This is a genomic window from Spiroplasma sp. SV19, from assembly GCF_030060925.1.
GTDB lineage: Bacteria > Bacillota_I > Bacilli_A > Mycoplasmatales > Mycoplasmataceae > Spiroplasma.
Map to the genome: position 1 here is coordinate 429,795 of NZ_CP045455.1, position 26,557 is coordinate 456,351.

Below are 26,557 nucleotides of genomic sequence, written 5' to 3' on the forward strand. Positions count from 1 at the left end.
ATCAAATGATGTGATTTTTTTATTATGCATCGTGCATGGCTTTGTTAATAATTTTTAAACATTGTTGACAATATTCTCGGGTTGGGGGAATTACTTCTGGTAACTCAAACTTACGATTCATGTTGTTATATTTTGGCACCATCATATTATGATATGGTAAAATTTCAAATTTCTCCATATGTTTTAAATCTTTAATAAAGTGACCAATTCCTGTTAAATTTTCTTTGCTATCCGTATAACCTGGAACTAAAACATGACGAATTCATAAATTAGCTCCTTGTTCATCTAATCATTTAATTCCCCGTAAAATATTTTCATTTCCTAATCCTGTTAATTCCTTATGACGCGCTGAATTAATTTCTTTAATATCACAAATAAACAAATCACAAACTTTTACTAATTCACTTCATTTTTGTAATAACAGTGGATTTTCACTAAAGGTTACGACCGAAGTATCAACACAGGTATGAATTCCTCTTTTTTTTAATGCAGTAAATAAAGCAATAATAAAATCAATTTGCATCAAGGGTTCACCCCCTGACATTGTTATTCCCCCCTGACGATAAAATTCTTTTGATTTTTCATAATGATCAATAATTTCAGTAACAGTAATTGGTTTTTCTTTGTTAATAACTTGCGTTTCAGGATTATGACAATATTTGCACCGTAATGGACAACCTTGTAGAAAGTATACTAACCGTAACCCCGGACCATCCACAGCACCAAACGATTCGTAACTACTATAGTAGCCAATAACTTCTGGCATTTTTCTCTCCTTTTCTCTACAAATTAATTATATTCCTTAATTTAACAAAAAGAAAGCGACGAGTAATTTTAATTATCCACAGCTTTAAAACTATAAAACAATAATTTATAATAGTTTATGTAATAATATTTCAACTTTGATAAGTGGGGACCCCCGTTTGATGTTTTAAAATTGGTCGTAAAATTATTTTTGTTCCTGATGACAACCGTAAATTTTTGACATAATAATTATTATTCATTGTTTCACCCAAGCGATAATACTTGTTATTGTTTGCTAAATAAACTTCATAATAAGCAATTTCATCACGGTAGACTTCATTTACCGTTCAATTTAACCGAAGACTACTTAAATTATCCCGTTTAATCGCATACTCTGATTGCAAATTAGTAATATAATCAGGAGTTAAATTAATATTAGTGTTTTTCTTTTCATTATAATTAACACTAAATTCACCAACATTAACTTTAAAAGCTTCGCCTTTACCACCGGTTGGGTTCAATGATAAACCAATTTTAGCAATTTTTTCGTTATTTAAAGTAAGCCTTTGATTTAAATTAGTTTTAAAAGTAATTCATCCATTGTTGTCTTCTTCAAGTTGATCGGGAGCAACTTCTTTTTCATCACCATTATCTAATGTTACTACTAATTTAATATCAAATTTTGTTTGTAAGTCTGATAATGTCAAAACCTTGTTCTTAGCATCACTAACTTTATAGCGAATGCCAATTACTTTATCTGTTTGACTATAATTAGTTCCCATAATATTTCAAATAACCTTATTATTAAAAACTCCCGGTGGAATAACACCCGTTCTTTCATCAACCTTATTAAAACTACCTCCAATGGCAATTGAATTTCCTTTTTGATAAGGCTCATAATAATCATAATATCCAGTTAAAGTTGGAACTTGTCTTTTGGTAACGCTATCATGAATATCTCACTTATATGTTAATTGTGTATCAGCAAGACGACGATTATTTCACGGATAGTTATCAATAACTTGTTGGTCTGCTGTAACAAATTTTCGCCCTTGTCCTGTTGAAAAATTAGTTTTAAATTCTGATAAAGCATCCGGATCATTATCGAATAAAACCGTATTTTCTAACACTAAATTACCAATCCCAAAACTGTAATTGTCAACTGGATAGTTTGGATCTCATGATACTGAACCTTGATCAATATCAGATAAAAAACGATTACGACCAGTAAAAACCATATCATCATAATAATTCTGATAAATTGTGCCATAAGTATCATCACTTAAAGTTAATGGCCGTTTTAAATTTTCAAGATAAATATTAGCTAAATCCCGTGCTGTTGAAGCTGCAAAAGTTGTAATTGAATTTCGATTTTGCCCACTAAAAGTTCATTTATTAGCAAAAAGATCATTTTTTTCCTTATTTCAATCAGTATATGGGTTTCCATTAGGATCCAAATGATTTTGTGTTAATTCAGTAATATTGCGTGTTCCAATTCGATCTTCGTTATAAAAAATTTTGCCTCCAATTCAACCACCAAGATTATACATATTATACGTCTCAAAGGAATTATATTCAGGATGACGTTGATTTCAAGTTTCAGAATCATTTGGTCACACATAAAAATCTTGGACATATTTGCCGTTAGATGCTGCTGCTAACCCAGCTGCATCTTCATCTCGTAACTTATCTTTATCAAATGCTAATGTTCCTTGGTTTTTATATGTCACCATTTCTAATTTTTTAATTTCCTCATTATCACTTGCCTTGACTTTATCCATAAATTGTTGCACAATTGCAATTGAAACCTTGTTATCCATAATTGTCCCATTTGGTGCCCCACCATTAGGTTCATTATTATAGAACCAACCATCAAAACCAAGATACTTTGCCATTTTAATTAAAACATCCACAATTTTATAATTACCTTCGTTATCCCGAACTAAATAATCTTGTAACATATTTTTAACCAAACCATGATAGCCATCTAAATAAATACTACCATAAATTTTTGTCCCATTAATATGCGCGGCATTAATAGCATCTGCTGCAGGAGGCACAATAATTCCTTCGTCCGCCGCACCAGCTCACGCTGTAAAACCATCTAAATATTGTCAATTATTAAAATTATTTCCAAACATTCTTTTACTACCAACAATGCTATTGGTTCCACTAGTACTTTGCACTGCCAACCCTAGATTTAACGCTTTTACGCGTGAATCTTGCGTTTTTGTTCATTTACTTGCTACTTTTTTTGTTTTTAGTAAAGGAACATCTGCTTGATTATATTTTAAATCATAATCCGTTGATTCGTTTCAATCTAAAATACTATTGATTTTTTCATATAAATAATATTTATCTCTTTCCCCAAAATCACGGCGAAAATTACCATTTGGCAAATAAGCTGAGTTTAAAGGAACTCCTGTTACGGCTTGCTTTTTAATGGCCTTCTGGTTTTTAAAACCAGTATTAAATTTTAAATAATCAATATATCGGGACAACTGTGGTAATGATAAATCACCAGATGGTGTTTCTTGCTGTGCAGATAAATAATTAACTTCATTATATTGTTTAAAATAGGGTTCTTCTTCTTGCCAATTATAATCTGGTAAAGTTGCTAAATTAATGCCTAAAAAATTTGTTTGACAAGCAATTAAGCTTAATGTTGTTCCGTTAATTAAAGTTAATGTACCAAGAACATACAATAATTTTTTCATTATAGTTACCCCCTATTATTCCAGTTAAGTAAAAACAATGATGCAACAAATAAACCAGTGCAATATCCTAACCCACCAAAAATTGGTCCATAAATATTATTAAAACTAACAGTAATCAAGGCAGAAACTGGTTTTGATAAAAAATAATTAATATTACCATCTGATGTCGCATAAAATGTTGTTCAAGCGCCATACTTTTGCGGAACAAAATAACTCATAACAACGGTTACTTTTGAACCAGCCATTGTTGATGGTGATAAAAATAAATCTGAAAAAATAACAGCAAAAAATAAAAATAAAATAACTAAACTTTGAGTTAATGAAATACTCTTTAATGAACCAGCAATTAATGTTGCAACCCCAATACTTGATAACACAACAATTGATGCTCCCAAAAAGAAACCAGCTCATGCTAGAAAAGCTTGACCAAATGTCCCGTAACTTAAAAAACTAAAGGCTTCTAAAAAATCATTTGTTCCACTAGGTGAATAAATGGCATTAATTGTTACCATAATAATTGCCCCAAATAAAATTGCGGATAATCCAATTACATAACCAACAATTCAAATTGCTAGTAAAAATTGTGATTTACTTGTTCCAATAACATGGATTCGTTTTAAAAAAATTGAGGCTTTTCATTCAGAAATTAAAGTATTTAATAAAATAGCTATTCCAAACCCCGGAATTAACAATAAACCCATAATTAATGGTGGCAATAATTTATTAGCACCGCCAAATGATTGATACATATAAACTCCTAACATAAAAATAATTGGAACAATATAAACATATATGTATGTTCGTAAGTTTTTATAAACTGATGCAAATAATAATCTTAAATTTTTCGCTAAAAAAGCATTAAATTCAAAATAATCTTGTTTTAAGTTTTGATACTTAATTTTTGGTGTCATTTTTAGCAGTCTCCTTTTGTTTTAAATTTGTATAATAGTTTTCCATAAATTTGCGGACTGTTCCATAGGATGTTAAAATTTCAGTTAAACCTAAATCGTAAATAATGTGCCCCTGTTCAAGTAATATTACTCGTTCACATAGTTTTTCAACTTCTTCAGGAATATGTGAAACCATCAAGAGTGTTGCTTGATGGAGCTTTAAATAAGTTTGAAAAAAACCAATTAACTCAATTTGCATACTTAAATCTAAACTAGTAATTAATTCATCTAAAATAATAATTTCAGGATCATTAATAACACTTAGCATTGCATTAAAACGTTGGCGTTGTCCTCCCGATAAATTATTTAAATCTTTATTAACAAAGTCTTTAATTCCAAAAACTAATAGTAATTCTTCAAGTTTACTATTATCATATTCTTTTTTATTAACATAATAGTTAATAATGGCCTGTGGGGTTAGTCCTTTTGGTCAATATCCTTCTTGAAATTGTAATCCAATTTGCTTAATTTTTGGAACATCAGTATGAATTGTAACAGTTCCCATTGAGGGTTTAGTAATGCCAGAAATTAGTTCGACCAATGTTGTTTTACCTGATCCATTTGCCCCTAAAATGGCAATTCTTTCTCCTTTTTTTATTTCCAAATTTAATTTTTCAATAATAATTTGGTTTTTGACTTTTTTCGTTAATTCTTTAATCTCTATATGTTTTTCGCTCATAATGTTTACATTATACAAAATAAAAAAAAAAAAAAAAAAAAAGACATTACTTGTTTATTATTAAGAAACTTTTTTGTGACTCATAAAAAAATAACTACTAATTTGTTAGTAGTTATTTAATCATTAATGTTATATTACATTCCTTCGTGGAAAGTTCTTGAAATAACATCTTCTTGTTGTTCTTTTGTTAATTTAACAAAATTTACGGCATATCCTGAAACACGAATTGTTAATTGTGGATATTCTTCCGGGCGTTTTTGTGCTTCTCGCAACACATCACGGTCTAAAACATTAACATTTAAATGGTGCCCACCTTTTTGCATATATCCATCTAACATATTAACTAAATTACTAACTTGTGAATCTGATGCTTTTGCCACTAGTAATCACTTCCTTTTCTATACTTATTATTTTATACCTTTTTATAAAGAATGCAATTAGGAACTATTAATCATCCTATCACTAAGAAAAATTAATTATAAAATAATATATTATTGATTTGTTCTATTTAAATAAAATATCGAATAAAACGAGATTTAATGATTTCTTTTTCTAAATGTTTATAATAAACATGGTAAATACTATAAATTATTAAACCAAAATCAACAAATAAAATCACTAAAGTTCCAATAATAGTCTCAATCAAAGCTCAACCTTTAATAATAATCGCTAATTCATTTTGATTTAAAAAATTAAGATATATTCAAGTGCTTAATTTAACCATTGCAACCATTCCAATTGCTAAGGGAAAAGTGTAACAAGCAAATAATGGCACAAATTTAGTTTGAAAGGTTTTAACCATTGAAATATAAACAGAAATTGTAAAAAAAATGCTAAAGACACTAAGAAAAAAATAAATAAGTTGTAATGCCTTGCGATTTCCTGAAAATTAAAAGTAGAAAAGTAACCGGCTAATAATAAATTTGGTGGTGCTGCCATAATGCCATATGCTGCTATTTTTTTATGTAATAAATGATTTGTAAAACTATATTTATAAATCATTAATGGTAACATTACAACATAAAATGCAAAACCTAAGTATCAACAAAATTGTGATAACTGATGGATACTAGATGCAAATTCAGTAGAAATATTAGTACCAACATCTTTTGACATTACACAAGCAACAACAATTCCAATTGGTGGAACAAACCAAGATGCAATAAAATTTTCCCATTTGAAATAATAAATATGAAAAACACAAAATAATACAATATAAACTAAATGAATAACAACACAAGATACTCAAATAACTAATTGTAACATTCTAATATTATGTTCACCATAGAACCCAGAAATAACAAAGCAAGTCATTAAAATTGTTGGAATAAAATTACTTAATGTTGGATCTTTAAATTCCTTAATTAGTGTTTTAGGCGAAAAAATATATTTCAATAAAATTAAGATAACAATTAACATTGCAAAACTAATTGTAATATATTTTAATCATCAGCAGTTAAATGAAAAACCAATGTTTGTCTCTTGGAACATTCCTCATGCGTTTCCCATTGTTGCTGTTCCAAGTGCTGCCCCAGAAAGAGCAAGGGGGCGGTTAGCAATTTTTAAATAAAAATTTTTAATAAACTGCATTCTTCTTTTTTCTCCTTGTATTTAATTTATCTATATTAATCAATTTGTTTTTAAACATTTAAAATAATGTAAATTGTAATATAGAATGTAATGAATATATTAATTAAATAATAACATATTTTGTATAATGCAATACTATAACATACAATTTAAAAAAACAAAAAAATGTATCAAAAGATGGAATAAATTATTTGGTTGTTGGACCATATTTTTAAATGTTTATTTTTACATTATAAACATTTAGAAGATGAAAAATCTTATTTACTTATAAATATTAAACCATTTTTAACAAAAAATATAATATAAAAAGGACTAATTTTATAAATTAGCTAATAACTTTGTTAAAGGTTTAAATTAATATGTTAATTTTTACTATTTAATGTATTTCGAACTACCCTGGCAAATGCTCTGTTCTTTGATTTCAAAATTGTCACAGAGCCTTGTTTCGGAATGTATTGTTCACCAATATTATTTTTTACTCAAATATTTTGAAAAAAATAATTTTTTCTAGCTTTAATTTCATCATTATAGTCATTTATAATAATTTCAATTGGATCTCATCCATTTACTTTGGCCATACGCATGCTTAGCATATTTTAAAATGTTGTCTTACTATCCTTTGCCCCATATGATTTTAAAGATTTAACATTATGTGAAATTTGTGATTCAGTTTGTGAACCAATATAATATTCATTTTTATAATTACTAATCCCATTTGTATTACTTTTAACATATTTTAAAAGTTTTTGAATTTGAACAGTTTTATGTTTCAAAAAGACTAATTTATTTTGATATGGTGGCGTTAGTAAATCTTTAATATATTTTTTTAAATTTTGTACATCCCCATTCCGAATAAAAACTTCCAAATCATAATATATAGCTCGTTTCTTAAGTTCAACTGAATTTAAATTACCTTTTGTTAGTTTTTTAAACCGACAAAAATTAAAACATTTATGTAAATACTTTTTTAAATGAAATTCATCTAAAACAATGTCACAATGAAATTGAGATGCAAGTGATTTAATTCATGATGCGCCATCTCCAAGAATTATAATTTTTTTATCTTTTAAATCATAGTTTTCATTTAAAAACTTATATAATTTTTGATCATAATGATTTAAGTTGTTTTTACCTTTATCATTTAAAATCATAAATAACTTTTTATCTTTTAAAATTTTTCGGTTATTAATTGATTTTTTTCATCAAAACCAGTATGAGCATAATAGCCAAGTTATTTTATTTAGCTGATAAATTTTATCTTTTTCAGTTTGCAGAACGACTTTTGCTTGCTGAATAATTGGTGTTTGTTCTAAATTATATTTATCTGAAATTAATTGCTTAGCCTCATTAATTGAAAGATTTTCAATTTTAGCAACAAAATATTCAACTGTTCCCCCAACATTACATACAAAACAACGTCAAACTTGTTTCTCAACTGATATTGATAAGCTAGGGTGCGAATCACTATGAAAAGGACAAATTGCAACATAATTTCGTCCTCTTTTCGATAATTTTAAATAATTGCGAAATACATCTAACATATTTATTTACCTTTATTAATTTGTTCTTTACCAAATAAAAAACACATGTTACGATAAAAATCGTAGCATGTGTCATTGGTTATCTACACAAATATTATACTATGAAACTAAGGAATTAATAAATAATTCAAATGTGTTTAAATTAAACATATATTTTATTTTTTCAAGTGTTCTATCTTTAGTTTTATTTCTTTATGTTTGAATCGATTCATTATGTTGTTGGCCATCGTTGCACTAGGTTATTTAAATAATAACCTTGTGGTTATGATAGTATAAAAAAAGACTTTTGCAAGTCTATATTTCGTCAATTTCATAGCAAGTTAAAGAACTTGAAAAATCCTAATTGCATTTACAATCTAAATTACAAATAAAAAGATAAATATCATTATTTTCAAAATTAATTTGGATTTTTATCTCTTCATTCTGCATATTTTGGAAATTCATTGATGAAAAAATCATTTAATAACTCTCAACCACGGTTCTTAAATTCATCAGGAGTAGTTAACCATTTTGCAAAAGCTTCAGCTATATATTCTACTCCAGTCATTGATGCAGCATAAGTTCCTGAAACAACCATACTACCAAGCGCAATTCCAATTTCTTTTTTTGACAATTTACTATCAAAATTATAATTTTTAATTTTATCGACAAGATATTGTTGTAAGTATGTTCCCATCCAACCTTCTAGACCATATGTATCATATTTTGATTTTGATTGTGGTGGAAAAACAAATGTTGAAGGATTTTTAGCAGGAAGTATTTTCGCACCTGAATTAACATTAGAACTTAATATTGTCCCAGAACCACTATATATTGTATGTGGATCTGAAGCTTCATTGCTTTCATTTACTAATGATTGACGCTCATTTTTTGACTTTGTGACAAAAAATTCAATAATATGCCCCATTTCATGTATTAATGTATAAAGATCTAAGCTAAATGAAATATTTCCTGAAGTATCATATTCTCTAATATGTTCAAAATCACTATTTAAAAATACACTTTTTTTAAGTTGAACATATGAACCTCTATTAGACCCCGGAATGTTCTTATCTATATAGCCAGCACGCCCAGTTACCGTAAAACCATTTCCAATATCAATATTTGGTTCATCAATTATAAATAAATTAAAAACCATTCTACATGCATAATCTTTATTTTGAAATAACTTTGCAAATACATTATATAAGTTTAACATTGTTGATTCATATATTTTTTTATATCTTTGATCAAATAAAGTTTCAAGATTTTTTAAATCAACTCCCGATTCACCTGTTGAATTACCTTTATCATCATAAATTATTGTTGCATTTTTAACTTCTTCAGCTAAAACATCAAAATTAGTTCAACTTTGATTGTTATCAACATAATTATGAAATTTCTGAATATTAGCCGGATTTGCTCTTAAATATAATTGATTTGCCGCTTTTAATAATTCATCATTTGGTAAAGGTACATTTTTTGGAGGATTATTCCTTCCATAATTACTAAGAACTACATCTCATACTGTTTTTCTAAAATCTTGATTAAAATAATTATCTATTTTAGAAACATTTTTCAATAATGTATCACCTGATGGTTTAAAATTTAAATCAAAACGAATATCATCTGGATTATTTAAATCATAATTGTTTTCCTTAGCTGCTTGAACTGGATCAATTTTTTTAACATTTAAAATTGCAACACGATAAATTTGATAAGCATCCATATAATTTCCTTGCAATTTAAATTTTAAATTTACATTAATAGTACCAGAATTATTCAAAATTTGATATTGATTATTATATGTTTGTTCATTATCTGCAATTAAAATTTCTACTTCTGGTACCTTAATTGTTGTATTTTTAATTTTATTTTTGATAAGTTCAAAAACATCGTTTAATGAATCGTTTAAAGACAAGGTTTTTCCATCTACAACTTTTAATATAGATAACAAGTTATTAAAATCAAAATCAAGTGATTCTTCAAAATTAAGATAATCCTCTCCACCTTTTGATAAAAAAATAGTTTCATTTGTATTTATATTAGGATTACTAGAATTATTATCTCCACTAGAATTATTATCTCCACTAGAATTATTATCTCCACCAGAATTATTATCTCCACCAGAATTATTATCTCCACTAGAATTATTATCTCCACCAGAATTATTATTATCTGAACCATTTTGATTTTTGTTAGTATTTGTTTTTGGTGCTGTACATGCATAAACTTGTATTATTCCTGTTGTAGTAACAACAAAAGCACTTAATAATGTTAATAATTTTTCATTTTTCATTTCCTTTATAGTTATATTATGTATTACACCCCAAAAAAAAAAAAAAAAAAGTAATTACTTACTATTTTCAATGGAATAAATTATGTGCTTCCTTAATAAAAATCCGGACACATATCTAACTCAATTATTTATAGTATATTTAAAATGATAAGGAGATAAAAAATGGCAAAGCAAGGACAAAAATTTAAAAATACTCAGCAGAATTAAAAACAGAAGTAATCCTTCGAATAGTAAATAATAATGAAAAGTATCGTGATATTGCCCAAGAATACAAAATTTCACACGGAACAATTGCAACTTGAGTATCTGATTACCGTCCAGAAAAAAATATATCAATTAATCAAATAAAAATTGAAAAATTAACAACAGACATCAAAATACAACAGCAAATAAATAAACAGTTAGAAGAACTTGATACTATAAAAAAGCTTTTAAAAAACTACGAAAATTACAGATGAAAAAGTAAAAATCATAAATAAACTTAAAAATGAAAATCCCAAAATCAAGATTCGAATGCTATGTAAATTAATTGATATTCTAAAAAGTACATTCTATGATAACCAAAAACCATCTAAAGTAAAACAAAAAGACGAATTTAGAAAAGAAAAGATTTTAGAAATGTATAAAAACCATTTTAATTCATTAGGAGTTGATAGAATCATGAAACTACAAAAACAAGAATATTTAAATGATTTATTTTTAAATAAAAAAACTAATATAGAGTATATGTCACAGAAATGTTGTAATTAAAATTAAGCAAAAATTTGATATTTATCCAGTTTTTATAAATCACGAAGAACTTATTACAATAAATGTAAATGTGATAAACCTATCGCTGTGCAAGAAAATGAATTAAATAAATTAAATCAAGATTTCAAAGTTACTGAGCCAAATAAAGTATGAGTTACAAATGTAACTGACTTAACTTCAAAAAATGATAAAAAAGAGTATATCGTTGTTCAATTCAAGATTTATACAATTCAAGTTCATTAAAATCAACTATTTATTCAAAGAAAAATAATACAAATCTAGTATTAAATACAGTAAAAAAGCATTAAAAAGAGTTGAAAATAAAAAAGATCTAAATATATTACTATATTTAGATCAAGCATCAGTTTATACGTGCGAGAAATTTAGAGAATTCTGTCATAAAAACAAAATTACTCTAGATTTCTCTCGTAAAGGTAACCCGTATGATAATACTGTAAAAGAAAGCAAACACAACCGTCTAAAATGTGAAGCCTTCTATCCAAATATTAACAAAAATATTGATGAAATTGTTAATATTTGTAAAAAATGAGATAGATACTCTATGACAAAAAGAGTAAAATTATACAAGTAATTAATTTTGTTTGTTTTGTATGTCCGAAATTTTAATAATATGTCAGTTTAATTTGTGCCAAAAACATTTTTAAATACTTCATCATAAGTTGAAACAGGAATAATTTTTAATGTTTCTTGCACTTCTTTTGGAATATCTTCAATATCTTTAATGTTCTTATTTGGAATTAAAATTGTTTTTAAGCCACTTCGATTAGCAGAAATTGATTTTTCTCGTAATCCCCCGATTGGTAAAACTTGTCCTCGCAAGGTAATTTCTCCAGTCATTCCAATATCTTTTGAAACTGGGCGATTACTTAAAGCACTAATAATTGCTGTTGTTAAAGTAATCCCTGCTGATGGGCCATCTTTTGGCACAGCTCCTTCTGGAACATGAATATGAATATCATGTGTTTCAAAGAATTTTGCACTAATCCCAAATTTATCAGAATTTGCTTTAACATAGTCAAGGGCAATTGATGCTGATTCTTTCATTACATCCCCTAGTTTTCCAGTTAAAACTAATGAACCTTTTCCTAAGAAACTATTAACTTCAATTGGTAAAATATCACCACCAAATTGGGTATATGCTAAACCAGTTACAACTCCAACTTGTGATTCTTTTTCTTTTTCAGTATGTTCAAAACGACGTTTTCCTAATAACTCATTAACAATTTTAGCTGTTACAGTTAAATTAGTCATTTCTTTATTTAAGAATTTAACAATAAATTTCCGAGCAACCGCATTCAAGTCACGTTCTAATTGACGAACCCCAGCTTCTCTTGTATAGTATTTAATCACTTCGTTAATCGCATCATCAGTAATTGTTAATTGACCATCTGCTAAACCATTATTGCTTAATACTTTTGGTACTAAATAATCTCTTGCAATATGGAATTTTTCTAATTCAGTATATGATGATAACTGAATAATTTCCATACGGTCAATTAATGCTTCAGGAATATTATCATAATAGTTTGCGGTTGCAATAAACATAACATTACTTAAATCATAGTTTTCTTCTAAATAATGATCAGAAAAGGTTGCATTTTGTTCTGGATCTAACACTTCTAACATTGCACTAGCTGGATCACCACGGTAATCAGACGCCATTTTATCAATTTCATCTAATAAAAATAATGGATTTGTTGTTTTTGCGCGTTTCATTGATTGAATAATGCGACCTGGCATTGCCCCAATATATGTTTTCCGATGACCACGAATTTCTGATTCATCTTTAACACCACCTAAGGCCATTTTAACAAAGTTACGACCAGTTGCTTCCGCAATTGATTTTGCCAAACTAGTTTTCCCCACCCCTGGTGGCCCAACTAAACAAATAATTTGTCCTTTTAAAGAATTAGTCATTGTCTTTACTGCCAAGTATTCAATAATACGTTCTTTAACTTTGTCTAACCCAAAATGATATTTATCTAACACTTCTTGGGCAAACTTTAAATCATTTTTTTCTTCAGTTTTTTCTCATCATGGCACTTGCATCATTCAATCAATATAGGTACGAATAATGTTTGATTCACTTGATGCTTGTGGCAATGCTTCATAGCGTGTAATTTCTTGTTCAATTCGTTCCTTAATATTTTTCGGGAATGGTTCTTTTGCTAAGCGTTCTTTATATGTTTTCATTTCATCAGCTGCATCATCAAATTCGCCTAATTCATCCTTAATCGCTTTTAACTTTTCACGTAAATAATATTCTCGTTGTTGTTCATCAACACGCTCTTTGATTTTTTTGCTAATTTTATTATCAATATCATTCGCTTGTTGTTTATTAACTAAATGATCAAAAATAATTTGTAACCTTTTTTCAACATCTAATTGTTCTAAAATTTCTTGTTTTTTCGCCACAGGAATAAATGGTAAAAATTGCGCAATGGTATCAACAACTTCATTTCCATCAACTGAATCACCAATTTGGTCTAATAAATCTTCTGGTAAAATATCTTGTAATTCCATTAATTCTTTAATATTAGCCGTAATTTTTTCGGCAATTTTATCTTCTGAATTAACAATTGATTTTAAAATATCAATGTCAGCAGCATACAATTCACCTTCTCGTAAGTCTAAAATTTTTACCCGATCAACTGCTTTAAAGTTAACAGTTAAACTTCCATCTTCTCATACTTTACGAATTTTTAATTCTGCTAAAATTCCAATCCGATAAATTTCAGATAATTTTGGATCATCTTCTAATGGTTTTTTTTGACTAACTAAAACAATATGATTATCAAAATCCTTATTTGCAGTATTCACTGCTAAAATTGATTTATCTCGTCCTACTTCTAATACCTGTTCAAAGCCTGGAAAAATATAACTACCACGTGTTACTAAAACTGGTACGTTTTTTAATTGTGTTGTTTTTGAATCCATCTTCAAAACACCTCCTATTTCTTTCCTTCACTTTATATTGACAATATCTTATCACATTTCAAAGGATATCGTAATATAATTTGAACTACAAAAGAATTATAACAAAAAAATTAGCACTTGCAATAGATAAGTGCTAATTTTTATAAATTATTGTTAATACCTATTATACCGTTAAAAATAACAAATTTATAATTTTTTAACCCTAATAATGATAAAATTATCTTAATAAAAGAAAGCGGGCTTTCCATGAAAAAACCTTGAACAACATTGCAACTTACTGATTTATCATCATTAGAATATGAAGTAACACAAAACGGTGCAACTGAACCACCATATCAAAATAAATACTGAAATAATCAAGAAAAAGGAATTTATGTTGATATTTTATCAGGTGAGCCACTATTTGTTTCTTCTACGCAATATAATGCTGGTTGTGGTTGACCCAGTTTTACCAAACCAATTGATAAAACCTTATTGCAAGAAAAACCAGATCATTCCTTAAGCATAACACGAACAGAAGTTCGCACTAGTAAAACAAACATTCATTTAGGACATGTTTTTAATGATGGTCCACAAACTGATGGCGGTTTACGTTATTGTATCAATTCTGCTGCTTTGCGCTTTATTCCCCTAGCAAAAATGGCAGCTACTGGATACGAAGAATATATTCCCTTAATAAAATAAAACTAACAATTTTTTGTTAGTTTTATTTTATTCACCGTTATTATTATATAAAAAGGAAAACACTTTATCATGAATAACTTGGTCTTTTACTTGTTGTTCTGATACTAATTTTGTTTCTTTCAATGTTTTTCCATCAATTCCAAATTGTTTTCCTAATTTTTCGTATTGTTCTTCACATTCTTCGGGAGTTGCAACAATTTTTTCGGCTTGAACAACCGCATCAACAATAACCCCATTTTCTAAACGATTCTTAGCATCTTTAAATAATTCCTCAAAAATATCTTCTTCTGACATTCCTGTTCGTTTTTTATAAGTTTTCATATCCATTTGCTGTGCTTGTAGCTTTTGTTCAAACTCATGTTTTAACTGATTAGCTTCTTTTCGAATAATTGATTCTGGCAATGCAATTTCTGAGTCTTCAGCAATTAAACGGAATAAATGGCTAATAAAATGATCGTATTCTTGTTTTAATAATTGTTCTTGAATATTATTTTTAACATGTTCTTCTAATTTAGCTAATGTATCAATTCCTTTTAAATTAATATCTTTTGCTAATTCATCATTTAACGCTGGTAATTCTTTTGCTTTTACTTCTTTAATATTTAATTTAAAAACTGCAGGAGATGATTTTAATTCTTCAACTTGATAATCGGCAGGAAAAGTAACGTTAATATCTTTTTGGTCTCCTGTTTTTAATCCAATCATTGCATCTTCAAAACCGGGAATAAATTGTCCACTGCCAATTTCTAAAGTAAAATCTGTTGCTTTACCACCTTTAAATGGTTTATCATCAACAAACCCTTCAAAATCAAAAATAACCGTATCTCCTTTGGCAATTGCTGTTGTTTTTGGTTTAAAAATTGCAAAGCGATCACGTAGTTGATCAATATTCTTTTCAATATCTTCTTTTTGAACTTCAATTTTTTCTTTTTTTAAGTGATCATGCTTAAATCCAGTATATTTATTAATTTTAACTTCTGGTTTTAAATCAAATTCTAATTCTAAAATATATTCTGTTTTACTAATTTTTTTAACACTTGGTGTTGGCGAAGAAAATGGTTCAATTTCTGATTTTTGATCAAAAGCAAATTGATAAGCTTTATTAACAACTAAATGATGCGCTACATCTAAAACTTTTGCTTCAGTTAAATGTTTCTTTAATAAATCAACCGGAACTTTTCCTTTACGAAAACCTGGGATTTCTAACTCATTTGCTGCTTTAGTTTCTGCTTTTTTAACATAATCTGTTCATTCTGTACCATCAATAGTTACATATCATTTTCCAATTCCTTTATCTTGAATTTTTTCTGCTTTAAATTTCATATTTTACTCCTTACCTAACTATTTTTCACATAAACCATTATAACAAAAAGAATGGTTTAAAATACCTTTTTTACTATTTTTCTTTTATTTTTAATTGTTTTATTGTTATATTTAACCTACAATTTTTTATTATTTAAAGATAATAAATATTTTTGAACTGTTGGGACAGCAACATTAAATTGCATAGCCAATTCAGTAACATCAATTTTTTCATTATACATTACTTGCCCTTGATAAATAATAGCAACCGCTAACGCTTGAATTTCATTATTTACAATAAAATGCGGATATAAATCATAATAATATGTTTCTAATAAATACAAACAAGTATGATATAAACTAGGATTATCGTTATAAACTCATTGATCTAATAATTGCATCACTAACTTAACTTGTTGTTCATCTTGATAAGGAATCATTTTCTGTGGATTTAGTTTAAAAAGACCATTTGTTTTCTGAACCAGAAAAACTTCGGTAATTTCTTGTTCTTTTAGTAAATATAACAAATAAATTTTAGCAAAATTTGAAACCTTTTTGTTCATAAAATATTCACGAATTACTGGCAAAATTTTACGTAAGTTTTGATCTTTTAAATAATGAAAAGCCAATAATTGTGTTTCTTCATCGGTTGAGTTTGTTAATATCTCAGTGATTTTTGCAAGTGACCAAGTTGTATTAGTATTTGGCTGTTGTTCAAACATTTTAACGTTAACTTCTTTTAATAATGCTTCTAACATTTTTTCAATATGTTGAGGAATATATGGCATTGTTAACTCTGTTTTAATTTTCACAAGAGCCTCACTATAATCATTATTATCAATCAATATTTCAATTTCATTGACTAATTCATCGTAATAATTTAATGATGTTGACATTCAATACCTTCCTCTCATTTTATTTATTATTTAGTATTATTATAGCAATTTTTAAAAAAATAAAACCTTATTTAATAACTTAAATAAGGTTATCCTTTATTGCAATTAAAATGGCGCCCACGGAGAGATTCGAACTCACGACCCTACGCTTAGAAGGCGCATGCTCTATCCTACTGAGCTACGTGGGCATACCATAAGAATCATAACATATATTAAAGATTATTTTCAATAAAATAAGTTTGCTTTTTAAAAATAAATTTCATCCACAATATCAAAACCATAAAATGGTTCTTTTGGCTTTGAACTTACTTTTACTACAGCAAATTGTTTTTCTAAATGAATAATAGCACGATAAATTGCAATGAAAACTGCACCATTAATTGTAAATTTTAATAAATTAAATGGAATAATTACTGGTACTAAAATACTTTTAAATCATTGAATTGCTTCTGGTGTATAATTTAAGAAACGGGCATACATATCATAAATAAACAACCAATTAAACAAGGTCATTAAAAGTGAAACGATTATAATTGCTAAAATAACATTCCCTGTTGTAATTAAATAATCCGCCTTTTTTGAAGCTTTACTTTTAATTAAACGATTAATTCCCCTGCGAAGAAAAACATCACCTAATCAAAATGCAATTAAAAAGATTAAATCTGCTAACATTAAAGCAAAAGCATCAATTGGACCATCACCTAAATAAGCCATTCGTAACCAACTAACACTAATTGTTAAAATACTGGCATAAATAATTCCAACCAACCGAACCGCCAATAGCATTAAAAAATCAGTTAGTTCGATTTTTAAGAACGGGGCAACAGGAAAAACTGCTAAGTTCAATATTTTGCTTAGTCATGATAGCAAAACATACAACGCAATAATAATTGCCATTGCTGCAACTTTTTTAGTATCTAAAGAAAATAATCTTTTTGTTTTGATTTCCATTTTATCACCTTTATAATTATAAATTATTTTTTATAATATACCAAATTTTAGAATAAAAAAGTTGCAAAGATTAGAATTGAATCTATTAATTTGTTTCTTAAATTAATTATCATTTTAACTATTTTTTTGTTTTTTATTAATTCACTTATTTTGTTTTATAATTTTTTGGCGTTTAATAAAAGATTGTTTATTAATTTAAACTTGTCATTCTTTGCTGCTGATTTAATAAAAAATAACATCAATTATTAATTAATAATTGATGTTATTTTAATTGTTAATGTTTGTGATAACTCTAATATTTCTTCATTCCCAACAAATGTTTCTTTAACATAGTATTTTGATCCATTTTGATTGTTTTTTTCATATATATAATCTCATCCATATTTGTCAGCAAATGGTAGTAAATTACCTTCTAGGTTTTCAATAGTATCAACAAATAAAAAAAGTTGCTCATCTTTTTCATATAATTGTTTCATTTTTAAACAATAGCCATCAATGGTAATATTATTAATCTCATATATATGATTATTTTTTAATTGGTCTTGTTTTTGTTCTTGCATAGCAAACATATCTATTTTACTATAAATTTTTCCATGAAATTGAGCTGGAATTTCTTCAATATATTCTGTTACGGCTTGTGAAATTTTATCACGAAAATAATATGGATTTGCCTTATTATTTTCATCTTTTAAATCTAATTTGATTGTTATATCCCATATTTTATTAGGAACAACTGAATCATTTTTTTGTTCCTTTATTAGTACAATTAAATTAAGAACTGTTTTTTTATTATTTACCATTAATGGTAAATTTGAAATTTTTAAAGCAATATTTTTTAATACAACTGTTGTCTTACTTAATAAAAGCTGCATTTTCTGAAGCACTAATTTAATAAAACTTTCATCTTTATTTAAATTATTATCTTGACTCAAATATTTTTCAAGAACTTGCAAAAATTCCTGTGTTGTATATGACTCGTCTCCTGTTTTATAAAGATAAAGCTTATAATCCTTATTTTTAAAAATAAACTGTTTGGTTACTATTTTTATGTTTATTTTAATATTACTAATATTATTAGTAATAATTCCTTTTAAAATAAAACTATCACCAATATGAAAATGAGCGGGCGGTTTATATGTGCTAGTAAAAACTTTTTTAAATTCATTAATAGCATTTTGTTTAGCAACTGTTGTTAAATTTTGTGAAGTCTCAAGCGCCTTCGATACCGCTGCAATTACAGTACTACCATCCGCATGCAAACCATCAAGACTAGTAATTGCAACATTAATTATTTCATCAATTGCTAAATCTAATTTAGTTTCTGTTGAATTATTTGCTTTTAACTCGGTTGTAATTTTTAAGGTAGTTGTTAATGGAGCATTGCTTTGATCAGATGATGGTAGATTTTGAATAACAATACTATTCCCAATATGGAAATGAACGCCTGAATTCAAATAATTTGTTATTTTTTCAACTGCGATTTTTTTTATTATTGATGGCAATTTACTTTGCATAATTGTGTCCCTAATTTGTTTAATTAATTCATCTAATGGAACATGTAATTTATCGTTAGAAGTTAGCAGAACATTAACTGTATAATCAGCTTGAATCTTTTTTTCTGCTACCTCCCCGGTTTTTGTACAACTAAGTATGCTAGTTGTACTTGCTATTGTTAACATAAAAGCTGTTAACATTGTTAATATTTTTTTCATATTACTTCCCCTTTTGTTATTTAATATTCTTATTTATAATTATTATATATAATAATATTAAATAACAAAGCAGTGGTAATTTTTATCAAATTATTTGTTAATTATATATTTAATAGAAAATAATTTGATAAGATAAACGATAAAAAACGCAAAACTTATTAAATTTAAATTGTTTCTTGGAATGATAAGAGTTTTTGAATAAATATAAAATAAAGCTTCCCAATTATATTATTAAAAGAACAACTTATCTAAGTTGCTCTTTTACATTTCATACTATAATTTAGATAATTAAATTAAGTAAGTTTTAAAACTATTTGTCAATTAAAAACCATGCATTTCAAAAATGATTAGACGCTTGCCCATTATTAGCACCGTACGCTCCATAAAAAATTGAATCCATTCTTGTTATTCCAAAAGAAAATGCTAAACAAAATGAGCCATTACTAACATCAAAAATAATTTTGTCCTTCGTGTAACCATTAGTACCAACTCGTGTCTTAGTATCATCAATTAAATTATAAATATTAAATAAATTAAGATCAGTTAATCCTTGTGCTACTTCACTTTTTTTAAAATTACTTAATAATTTTCTTAGTATTTTATCCTTACTATCAATATTATTTTTTAAATCTGATAACACATCTTTAACATGAAAAATACTAGAATTGTTAATTGTATTATTTCAAGTATTTTCCCCTTTTCGTTTGCGAATATCAATATTATAATATTTATGAAATGCAACAATAATTTCCCCAAAATTAGTTAATTTATTATTTAGCCCTTGCCGACTAATTAAGATATTGCTTTCATAAATTTGATCATTAATCATTAATATTCCTGATAATGGCAAACCATAAATACTAATATAATTTAAATTAACATTTAATTTTGCTAACATCATATTTTCTTTATCAACATTAAAAACTGGTAAACTTTCTCTATAAGCTTTCACAAAATTATTAGCTGTCAATCCAGTGGGATTAACTCCTTCTCCCGCCCATAATGCTGGTTGATAATTTCCTAAATCAAGGTTCTTTGGAATTTGTCCAGAATTCTCTGCTGTAATTGTTGAAGACACCACTTTCATTAATCGTTTGTTACCAGTATCATCAAAAGCAATTCCTTGTTTTAACTTTAGCGAAATTGTTGAATCATCTTTAATGTTTTGACCTAATTTAGTCACAAAAATATCATCTAACGCTTTGACATCTCCAACATAATTAACTTGAAAATTATTATAAATTGATTTAAAATCGTTGTTTTTATCAATAACAATGTTCATATAATCTTTAAAATAACTAACTAAAACTTTTGTAACTTCTGCAATTGTACCATTAACAAGCTTGCCAATTTTTTCAATATCATTAGAAATTAAAAATGAAATTGTAAAGGGCATTTTTTGATTTAATTTTTTATAATCTAAATTTAACATAAAACTATATTGCAGTTGAACGGTTTTTAAGTTACTAATATCTGTTCCCGTAATCTCAGCAACTTTAGTTAAATTAATATAATTTAACACAAACTTATCTCTTGTTTCTTCAAAACTTAATGGCATTGTATTAATATAATAATTTGAATATTCATCTTTTATTTGCTGGTTAACATTTTCAAAAACTACTTTTAAACCATTTTTAATAATACTTAAACCTTCTTTATGATCACCTGATGAAGCAGAGATTTCAATACTTGGTTGCGATTCTGAAACTAAATCATAAAAAGAATCTAATTGCGGATAAGCATTTGAATCTTTTAAATTACCATTATTGGCATAATCATTAATATTTTTACTTACTTTGCTAGCAATTTTAGTTAAAATGGCCATATCATTTTGCATACTACCATTTGTATCACTACTATTGTCATTTGGCCTGACCGTACAACTAACAATATTAACTGTTCCAACAGTAGTTATCGTTAAGGCTCCTAAAATAGTTAATAATTTTTTCATTTTTAATCCTCCAAAACTAATGTACTTTTCTTTTTTATTATAAAAAAAAAAAAAAAAAAGCAAGTAAAAAGATAATAATAAAATATTTAAAATAATAACATTATCATTTTTCTATGTTATATTAATAATTAGGAAATTAATGAAAGGAAGAAAACAATGAGTAAAAATAATGTTTTACCAATTATAGTCGAGATTCCAAAAGGAAGCAGTAATAAATATGAATATGATCTTAAAACGGGTCGTATTCTCTTAGATCGTGTTTTATATGGGGCTAATTTTTATCCTGGTGAATATGGTTTCATCGAAAATACTTTAGATTGAGATGGTGACCCCCTAGATGTTATTTCACTAATTACATATCCAACAATTCCCGGATGTCAAATTAATGTTCGCATTTTAGGAACAATTAATATGATTGATAATGGTGAAATTGATACTAAATTAATGGCAGTTGTTGCTGATGATCCTCGTTTTAATCATATTCAAACATTAGAAGATGTTCCACAACATCTTCGTGATGAAATTGAAAACTTCTTCTTACAATATAAAGCATTGCAGAAAAAAGAAGTTAAAATTCACGGATGAAGTGGTTTAGACCAAGCTTTAAAAGAAATTAAAGAATGCCAAGAACGCTACATAGAATATAAAGACCTTTTAGAAACAAAAGGAAAAGATGCCGTAATGCAAATTTGAAAAGAAAAAGGATTAGGTCAAGCCTAATAAAAAATACTATTGTTAACAATAGTATTTTTTATTATTAAATTAAGCAGTTAACTTTTCTGAAATTATTGCCACAATTTCTTCTGGTGTTTTATTATTTGCATCAATTACTAAAAAGTTAAACTTGTCTTTTACTCGTTCATATCATTCTTCATATTTACGATTTAATAATGTTCAATAAGCACTGCCAACATTTTGTTCACTAGCACGTCCTCTTTTGATAATTCGTTCTATTGCAATCTCAGGGTCAACTCGTAAGTAAACTACTAATTCTGGCTTAATATTTTCATCTAAGTATAAGCTTTGCAAAACAACAACATCGTAAAATTCTTTGTAAACTTTATAATCAGTATTATTCATATATCCCAGTTCATATAAAACATCAACAAAAATTGGATCTTCTAAAATACTTCGATCAAAAATAATATTTGATGTTATTTTTGCTTGTTTTAATTGCTTACTTCGGGCCATTACCATATACACTTGCATTTTAAAAGCCATATCCTTGGGATCTGCATAATATTGATCTAAATATGGATTTTCTTCAACTGGTTCATCCATCACCATATACTGATGTTTTTCTCCTAACATTTTACTAACAGTTGATTTTCCAACTCCAACAACTCCAGCTAATGTAATTCGCATTATATTTTCTCTCCTTTATTTTATTTTTAATTGTGATGCCATTCCAAAAAAACGCTTAATTTCTTTTGGTTTTAAGTAACGTCATTCACCTGGTTTTAAGGCTTCATCTAACTGTAAAAAACCAATGGCAATTCGTTTTAATTTAAGGACTTCATGACCAACTGCTTGAACCATTTTTTTAACTTGATGTTTTCTTCCTTCATGAATGGTTAATAACAAAATTGAAACATCTTTATCTTCTTGGTATTTTACTAATTTTGCTTGCGCAGAACTTGTAGTAATACCTGGCTCAATTTCAACTCCCGTTGCTAATTGCTGCAACTGGGGTTTTGTAAGGCAACCAGAAACTAAAACATGATAGGTCTTATTAATAATATGACTTGGGTGTGTAATAATATTAGTAAATTCGCCATCATTAGTCAATAGTAATAAACCACTAGTATCATAGTCCAAACGACCAACCGGATAAATTCGTTGGGAAACTCCTTTAATATAATTTAAAACAGTTTTACGATGTTGGGGGTCATGCATTGTTGAAACACAATTTCGAGGCTTATTTAACATTAAATAAACTTTCTCATTATTTTCATCAATAAGGAGTTTATTATCAATATAAATTCAATCATCTTTACTAACTTTTGTTCCTAATGTTGTCACAACAATATTGTTAACCTTTACACGCCCTTGGACAATTAATTCTTCTGCCTTACGACGAGAACAATAACCTCTTGCTGCAATAATTTTTTGTAATCGTTCCATTATTTAAACAAATCCTGATCATTATCGATAATTGTTTCTTTAATTTGGGGCAGATCTGCTAATGACGTCAAATTAAAGACCTTCAAAAATTCATTTGTAATTTGATAAGTCATTGGTTTTCCTGGTAATTCACTTTTTCCAGCTTCATCAATTAATTCTCGTGCGCGTAATTTTTGGATCACATTGTCCGAATTAACCCCGCGTAATTCTTCAATTTCTGGTTTACTAATTGGTCCCCGGTACGCAATAATCGCTAATGTTTCTAAAGCTGCTTGTGATAAACGCGCTTCTATTTTATTATTTGCTAATTTCAAATAAAAACTATAATATTCTTTTTTAGTTGTCAAACGATATTTATCCGCAAATGTTGTAATTGTTAATCCCCGTCTATTATTTGTTTGATACTCTGTTTTTAAGTTTAGTAGCAATTCAGAACTTTCCGACTCTGAAATTTCAAGAATATGGGCAATTTCTTTTAAATTAATTCCTTCATCCCCACTAATAAATAGTAAGCCTTCTAATAAGGCTATTTTTTCATTTAAGTTCATCAAGTTTTAATTCCCCTCTTTCCTCATATATTTTCGAATATAAATTGCTTCTAAATGTTGATATTGTTCAATCTCAATTTTTTGATGACGAGCCAAATCTAATAAAGCAATAAAACAAGCAACAAAAACTTGTAATGACAATTCAAAATTACCTAATAAATCTTCTAATAACCACTCTTTGTCTTCATTTAAAAGGAAAAACATAATACGATCTGCCATTTCCTCTGGTGAAACTTCAGTGATAACAACATTGGATTCTAATGGTTTGGTTGCATTAATTCGTTCCAACATTTTTAAAAAACTATTTGTTAATTTATCAATATTAATTTTTGGCGACAATGGTAAATCTTCTTCTTTGACTGAATTTCCTTTAATAATTGTCCGTGGCTTTGACAAATATTGAATCCCCTCTTGATGTTGATTCTTAAAATATTGACTAACTTCCTTAATTTTTTTGTATTCTAATAAACGATTAATTAATTCATCACGTGAATCTTTTTCGTAGTTATCATCAATTTCAACTTCTTCTTTTGGTAATATTAACTTTGTTTTTGTTTCAACCAAATAACTTGCCATAGTTAAATATTCTGATGCAATTTCAATGTTTAATTGTTCCATTTGTCGAATATAATCTAAAAATTGATCAGTAATTTCTGTTAACTTAATGTCAAAAAGGTCCATTTCTTTTTCCCTTACTAAGTGTAACAACAGATCTAATGGTCCCGAAAAATTATCAAGTTTTACCTCATAACGTGATAGATTTAACATTTTCTTTCTCCTGTTTTTTATACTCTTAATTAATAATAACGATATTTTAAAAAAATTAAAGATGTTATAAGAAAAAAGTGATTAATTTAAAATCACTTTTTTACTGAATTATTTCATAAATTAATTTTTGTTCACGTGGTTTTACTGTTACAATTTTAAAAGTCCGTTCTGCTCATTTATAAACCGGTTCAGTAATATATCGATTAGTATAGAGAGTCATTACCACATCTCCAACAGCAACGTTTTCTCCCGTCTTTTTATTAAGATAAATTCCAGCATGATAATCAATTTCTTCATTTTTTGTTGCACGGCCAGCCCCCAAACGAACAGCTAATAAACCTAATTCAGTTGTATCAATAATCTCCATATATCCAGCTTGGGTTGCTTTAATTTCAATAATATTTTTTACTTTCAAAATATCTTTTAAAGGTAGATCGTTATCAATAAAATTTAAATCACCACCTTGGGCCTTTATAAAAGCACGGAAATAATTTAGTGGTTCTTCTGTCTGCATTTTTGCTTGGCATGCAGTAACAGCAGTTGCTAAATCAGAAAACAAACCAGCTTGACATAAACTTAACGCTGCTGATTCACAAACAATATAGTTTAAATCAGCAGGTCCAGTTCCTTTTAACGCCTGTAAAACTTCATAAATTTCAATTGCATTCCCAATGGTTCGCCCCAATGGTTCGGACATATTAGTAATCTCTGCTGCAATTTTCTTATTAAATTTAATTCCTAATTCAACCATAATTTGGGCTAATTTTCGTGCCTCTGAAATTGTTTTCATAAAAGCACCATTCCCACATTTAACATCTAAAATAATGCCATCACTTCCTGTTGCAATTTTTTTACACATAACACTTGCGGCAACTAATGGCAAAGAATCAACAGTGGCCGTAACATCTCGTAAAGCATAAATTTTCTTATCAGCTGGAACAATATTATCAGTTTGTGACATAATTGATAAATTTGTTTGATTAATAATTTTAACAAATTCACTAAAAGGAATCTCAACTTTAAATCCTGGAATACTTTCTAATTTATCAATTGTGCCACCAGTTTGTCCTAAACCACGTCCCGACATTTTAGCAACTTTTAAACCAAAAGAAGCAACTAATGGAGCATAAATTAAACTAACCTTATCACCAACTCCACCAGAAGAATGTTTATCAACCTTAAATCCTGAAATTGACGATAAATCATAAATTTCTCCTGAATTAATCATTGCCTCGGTTAAAATTAAAATTTCAGAAATAGACATTGTTTGAAAGTAAATCGCCATTAAAAAAGCTGACATTTGATAATCTGGGATTGATCCTGACGTATAACCTTCCACAATAAAATTAATCTCTTCACGAGTCAATTCTTGACCATATTTCTTTTTATTAATTAAAGCTAAAATATCCATAGT

24 protein-coding genes and 1 tRNA gene are annotated in these 26,557 nt (G+C 27.4%); 3 read left to right on the forward strand and 22 right to left on the reverse strand.

Annotated elements, in window-relative coordinates; translation table 4 throughout:
• Positions 1-22: 22 nt before the first annotated feature.
• The 10 genes from pflA to E7Y35_RS02090 form a co-directional block, all read right to left on the reverse strand.
• On the reverse strand, positions 23-766 hold the full coding sequence (gene pflA / locus E7Y35_RS02045; RefSeq protein WP_283272684.1) for a pyruvate formate-lyase-activating protein: 744 nt from the start codon (positions 764-766) through the stop codon (positions 23-25).
• Between the two features lie 115 nt (positions 767-881).
• Complete coding sequence (locus E7Y35_RS02050) at positions 882-3,461, reverse strand: endo-beta-N-acetylglucosaminidase (protein ID WP_283272685.1); 2,580 nt, start codon at positions 3,459-3,461, stop codon at positions 882-884.
• 5 nt (positions 3,462-3,466) lie between these two features.
• Positions 3,467-4,372, reverse strand: a complete 906-nt coding sequence (locus tag E7Y35_RS02055) for a hypothetical protein (RefSeq protein ID WP_283272686.1) — start codon at positions 4,370-4,372, stop codon at positions 3,467-3,469.
• Positions 4,356-5,090 (reverse strand): ATP-binding cassette domain-containing protein, encoded by a 735-nt coding sequence (locus E7Y35_RS02060; protein WP_283272687.1) that lies wholly within the window; start codon positions 5,088-5,090, stop codon positions 4,356-4,358. The genes E7Y35_RS02055 and E7Y35_RS02060 overlap by 17 nt, the downstream gene beginning before the upstream one ends.
• A 134-nt stretch (positions 5,091-5,224) precedes the next feature.
• Entirely contained in the window at positions 5,225-5,470 is a 246-nt protein-coding gene (locus E7Y35_RS02065) for a glycine radical domain-containing protein (protein ID WP_502957509.1), read from the reverse strand.
• A 128-nt stretch (positions 5,471-5,598) separates the two neighbouring features.
• Positions 5,599-5,814 carry a hypothetical protein gene (locus E7Y35_RS02070; protein WP_283272688.1) on the reverse strand — a complete coding sequence of 72 codons (216 nt, stop codon included), beginning with the start codon at positions 5,812-5,814 and terminating at the stop codon, positions 5,599-5,601.
• Positions 5,815-5,831: 17 nt separating this feature from the next.
• Complete coding sequence (locus tag E7Y35_RS02075; protein ID WP_283272689.1) at positions 5,832-6,680, reverse strand: SLAC1 family transporter; 849 nt, start codon at positions 6,678-6,680, stop codon at positions 5,832-5,834.
• A 362-nt stretch (positions 6,681-7,042) separates the two neighbouring features.
• Positions 7,043-7,258, reverse strand: a complete 216-nt coding sequence (locus tag E7Y35_RS02080) for a hypothetical protein (protein WP_283272690.1) — start codon at positions 7,256-7,258, stop codon at positions 7,043-7,045.
• Positions 7,259-7,276: 18 nt separating this feature from the next.
• Entirely contained in the window at positions 7,277-8,221 is a 945-nt protein-coding gene (locus E7Y35_RS02085) for a CHC2 zinc finger domain-containing protein (RefSeq protein WP_283272691.1), read from the reverse strand.
• A gap of 397 nt (positions 8,222-8,618) precedes the next feature.
• Positions 8,619-10,499: a hypothetical protein gene (locus E7Y35_RS02090; RefSeq protein WP_283272692.1), complete on the reverse strand. Its 1,881-nt coding sequence runs from the start codon at positions 10,497-10,499 to the stop codon at positions 8,619-8,621.
• Positions 10,500-11,336: 837 nt separating this feature from the next.
• Here E7Y35_RS02090 and E7Y35_RS02095 point away from each other — a divergent pair.
• Positions 11,337-11,492 carry a hypothetical protein gene (locus tag E7Y35_RS02095; RefSeq protein ID WP_283272693.1) on the forward strand — a complete coding sequence of 52 codons (156 nt, stop codon included), beginning with the start codon at positions 11,337-11,339 and terminating at the stop codon, positions 11,490-11,492.
• A 396-nt stretch (positions 11,493-11,888) separates the two neighbouring features.
• Here the strand turns inward: E7Y35_RS02095 and lon are convergent, their stop codons facing one another.
• Entirely contained in the window at positions 11,889-14,207 is a 2,319-nt protein-coding gene (lon, locus tag E7Y35_RS02100) for an endopeptidase La (protein ID WP_283272694.1), read from the reverse strand.
• A 246-nt stretch (positions 14,208-14,453) separates the two neighbouring features.
• On the opposite strand from lon, the gene msrB reads away from it, so the two are divergent.
• Positions 14,454-14,891, forward strand: a complete 438-nt coding sequence (gene msrB, locus E7Y35_RS02105; RefSeq protein WP_283272695.1) for a peptide-methionine (R)-S-oxide reductase MsrB — start codon at positions 14,454-14,456, stop codon at positions 14,889-14,891.
• Positions 14,892-14,918: 27 nt separating this feature from the next.
• Here the strand turns inward: msrB and tig are convergent, their stop codons facing one another.
• The 6 genes from tig to E7Y35_RS02135 form a co-directional block, all read right to left on the reverse strand.
• Positions 14,919-16,214, reverse strand: a complete 1,296-nt coding sequence (tig, locus tag E7Y35_RS02110; RefSeq protein WP_283272696.1) for a trigger factor — start codon at positions 16,212-16,214, stop codon at positions 14,919-14,921.
• Positions 16,215-16,330: 116 nt separating this feature from the next.
• Positions 16,331-17,089 (reverse strand): DUF3196 family protein, encoded by a 759-nt coding sequence (locus E7Y35_RS02115; RefSeq protein ID WP_283272697.1) that lies wholly within the window; start codon positions 17,087-17,089, stop codon positions 16,331-16,333.
• Positions 17,090-17,200: 111 nt separating this feature from the next.
• A tRNA-Arg gene (locus E7Y35_RS02120) sits at positions 17,201-17,277 on the reverse strand.
• Between the two features lie 58 nt (positions 17,278-17,335).
• Entirely contained in the window at positions 17,336-18,040 is a 705-nt protein-coding gene (locus tag E7Y35_RS02125; RefSeq protein ID WP_283272698.1) for an ECF transporter S component, read from the reverse strand.
• A gap of 245 nt (positions 18,041-18,285) precedes the next feature.
• Positions 18,286-19,752, reverse strand: coding sequence for a hypothetical protein (locus tag E7Y35_RS02130; RefSeq protein ID WP_283272699.1), 1,467 nt, complete (start codon positions 19,750-19,752; stop codon positions 18,286-18,288).
• Between the two features lie 310 nt (positions 19,753-20,062).
• Positions 20,063-21,703: a lipoprotein gene (locus E7Y35_RS02135; RefSeq protein ID WP_283272700.1), complete on the reverse strand. Its 1,641-nt coding sequence runs from the start codon at positions 21,701-21,703 to the stop codon at positions 20,063-20,065.
• A gap of 156 nt (positions 21,704-21,859) precedes the next feature.
• Between E7Y35_RS02135 and E7Y35_RS02140 the strand changes: the two genes are divergently transcribed.
• Positions 21,860-22,423: an inorganic diphosphatase gene (locus E7Y35_RS02140; protein WP_283272701.1), complete on the forward strand. Its 564-nt coding sequence runs from the start codon at positions 21,860-21,862 to the stop codon at positions 22,421-22,423.
• 42 nt (positions 22,424-22,465) lie between these two features.
• Here E7Y35_RS02140 and E7Y35_RS02145 read toward each other — a convergent pair whose 3' ends face one another.
• The 5 genes from E7Y35_RS02145 to E7Y35_RS02165 all read right to left on the reverse strand — a co-directional run bounded on the left by E7Y35_RS02145 (position 22,466) and on the right by E7Y35_RS02165 (position 26,554).
• A complete protein-coding gene (locus tag E7Y35_RS02145) occupies positions 22,466-23,068 on the reverse strand; it encodes a deoxynucleoside kinase (RefSeq protein WP_283272702.1) in 603 nt (200 codons plus the stop codon).
• Between the two features lie 15 nt (positions 23,069-23,083).
• A complete protein-coding gene (locus tag E7Y35_RS02150; RefSeq protein WP_283272703.1) occupies positions 23,084-23,827 on the reverse strand; it encodes a pseudouridine synthase in 744 nt (247 codons plus the stop codon).
• Positions 23,827-24,375: an SMC-Scp complex subunit ScpB gene (gene scpB, locus E7Y35_RS02155; RefSeq protein WP_283272704.1), complete on the reverse strand. Its 549-nt coding sequence runs from the start codon at positions 24,373-24,375 to the stop codon at positions 23,827-23,829. Before scpB ends, E7Y35_RS02150 begins: the two co-directional genes overlap by 1 nt.
• A gap of 6 nt (positions 24,376-24,381) precedes the next feature.
• Positions 24,382-25,143 carry a segregation and condensation protein A gene (locus E7Y35_RS02160; RefSeq protein WP_283272705.1) on the reverse strand — a complete coding sequence of 254 codons (762 nt, stop codon included), beginning with the start codon at positions 25,141-25,143 and terminating at the stop codon, positions 24,382-24,384.
• Positions 25,144-25,243: 100 nt separating this feature from the next.
• Positions 25,244-26,554, reverse strand: a complete 1,311-nt coding sequence (locus E7Y35_RS02165) for a thymidine phosphorylase (protein WP_283272706.1) — start codon at positions 26,552-26,554, stop codon at positions 25,244-25,246.
• Between the last annotated feature and the right edge of the window lie 3 nt (positions 26,555-26,557).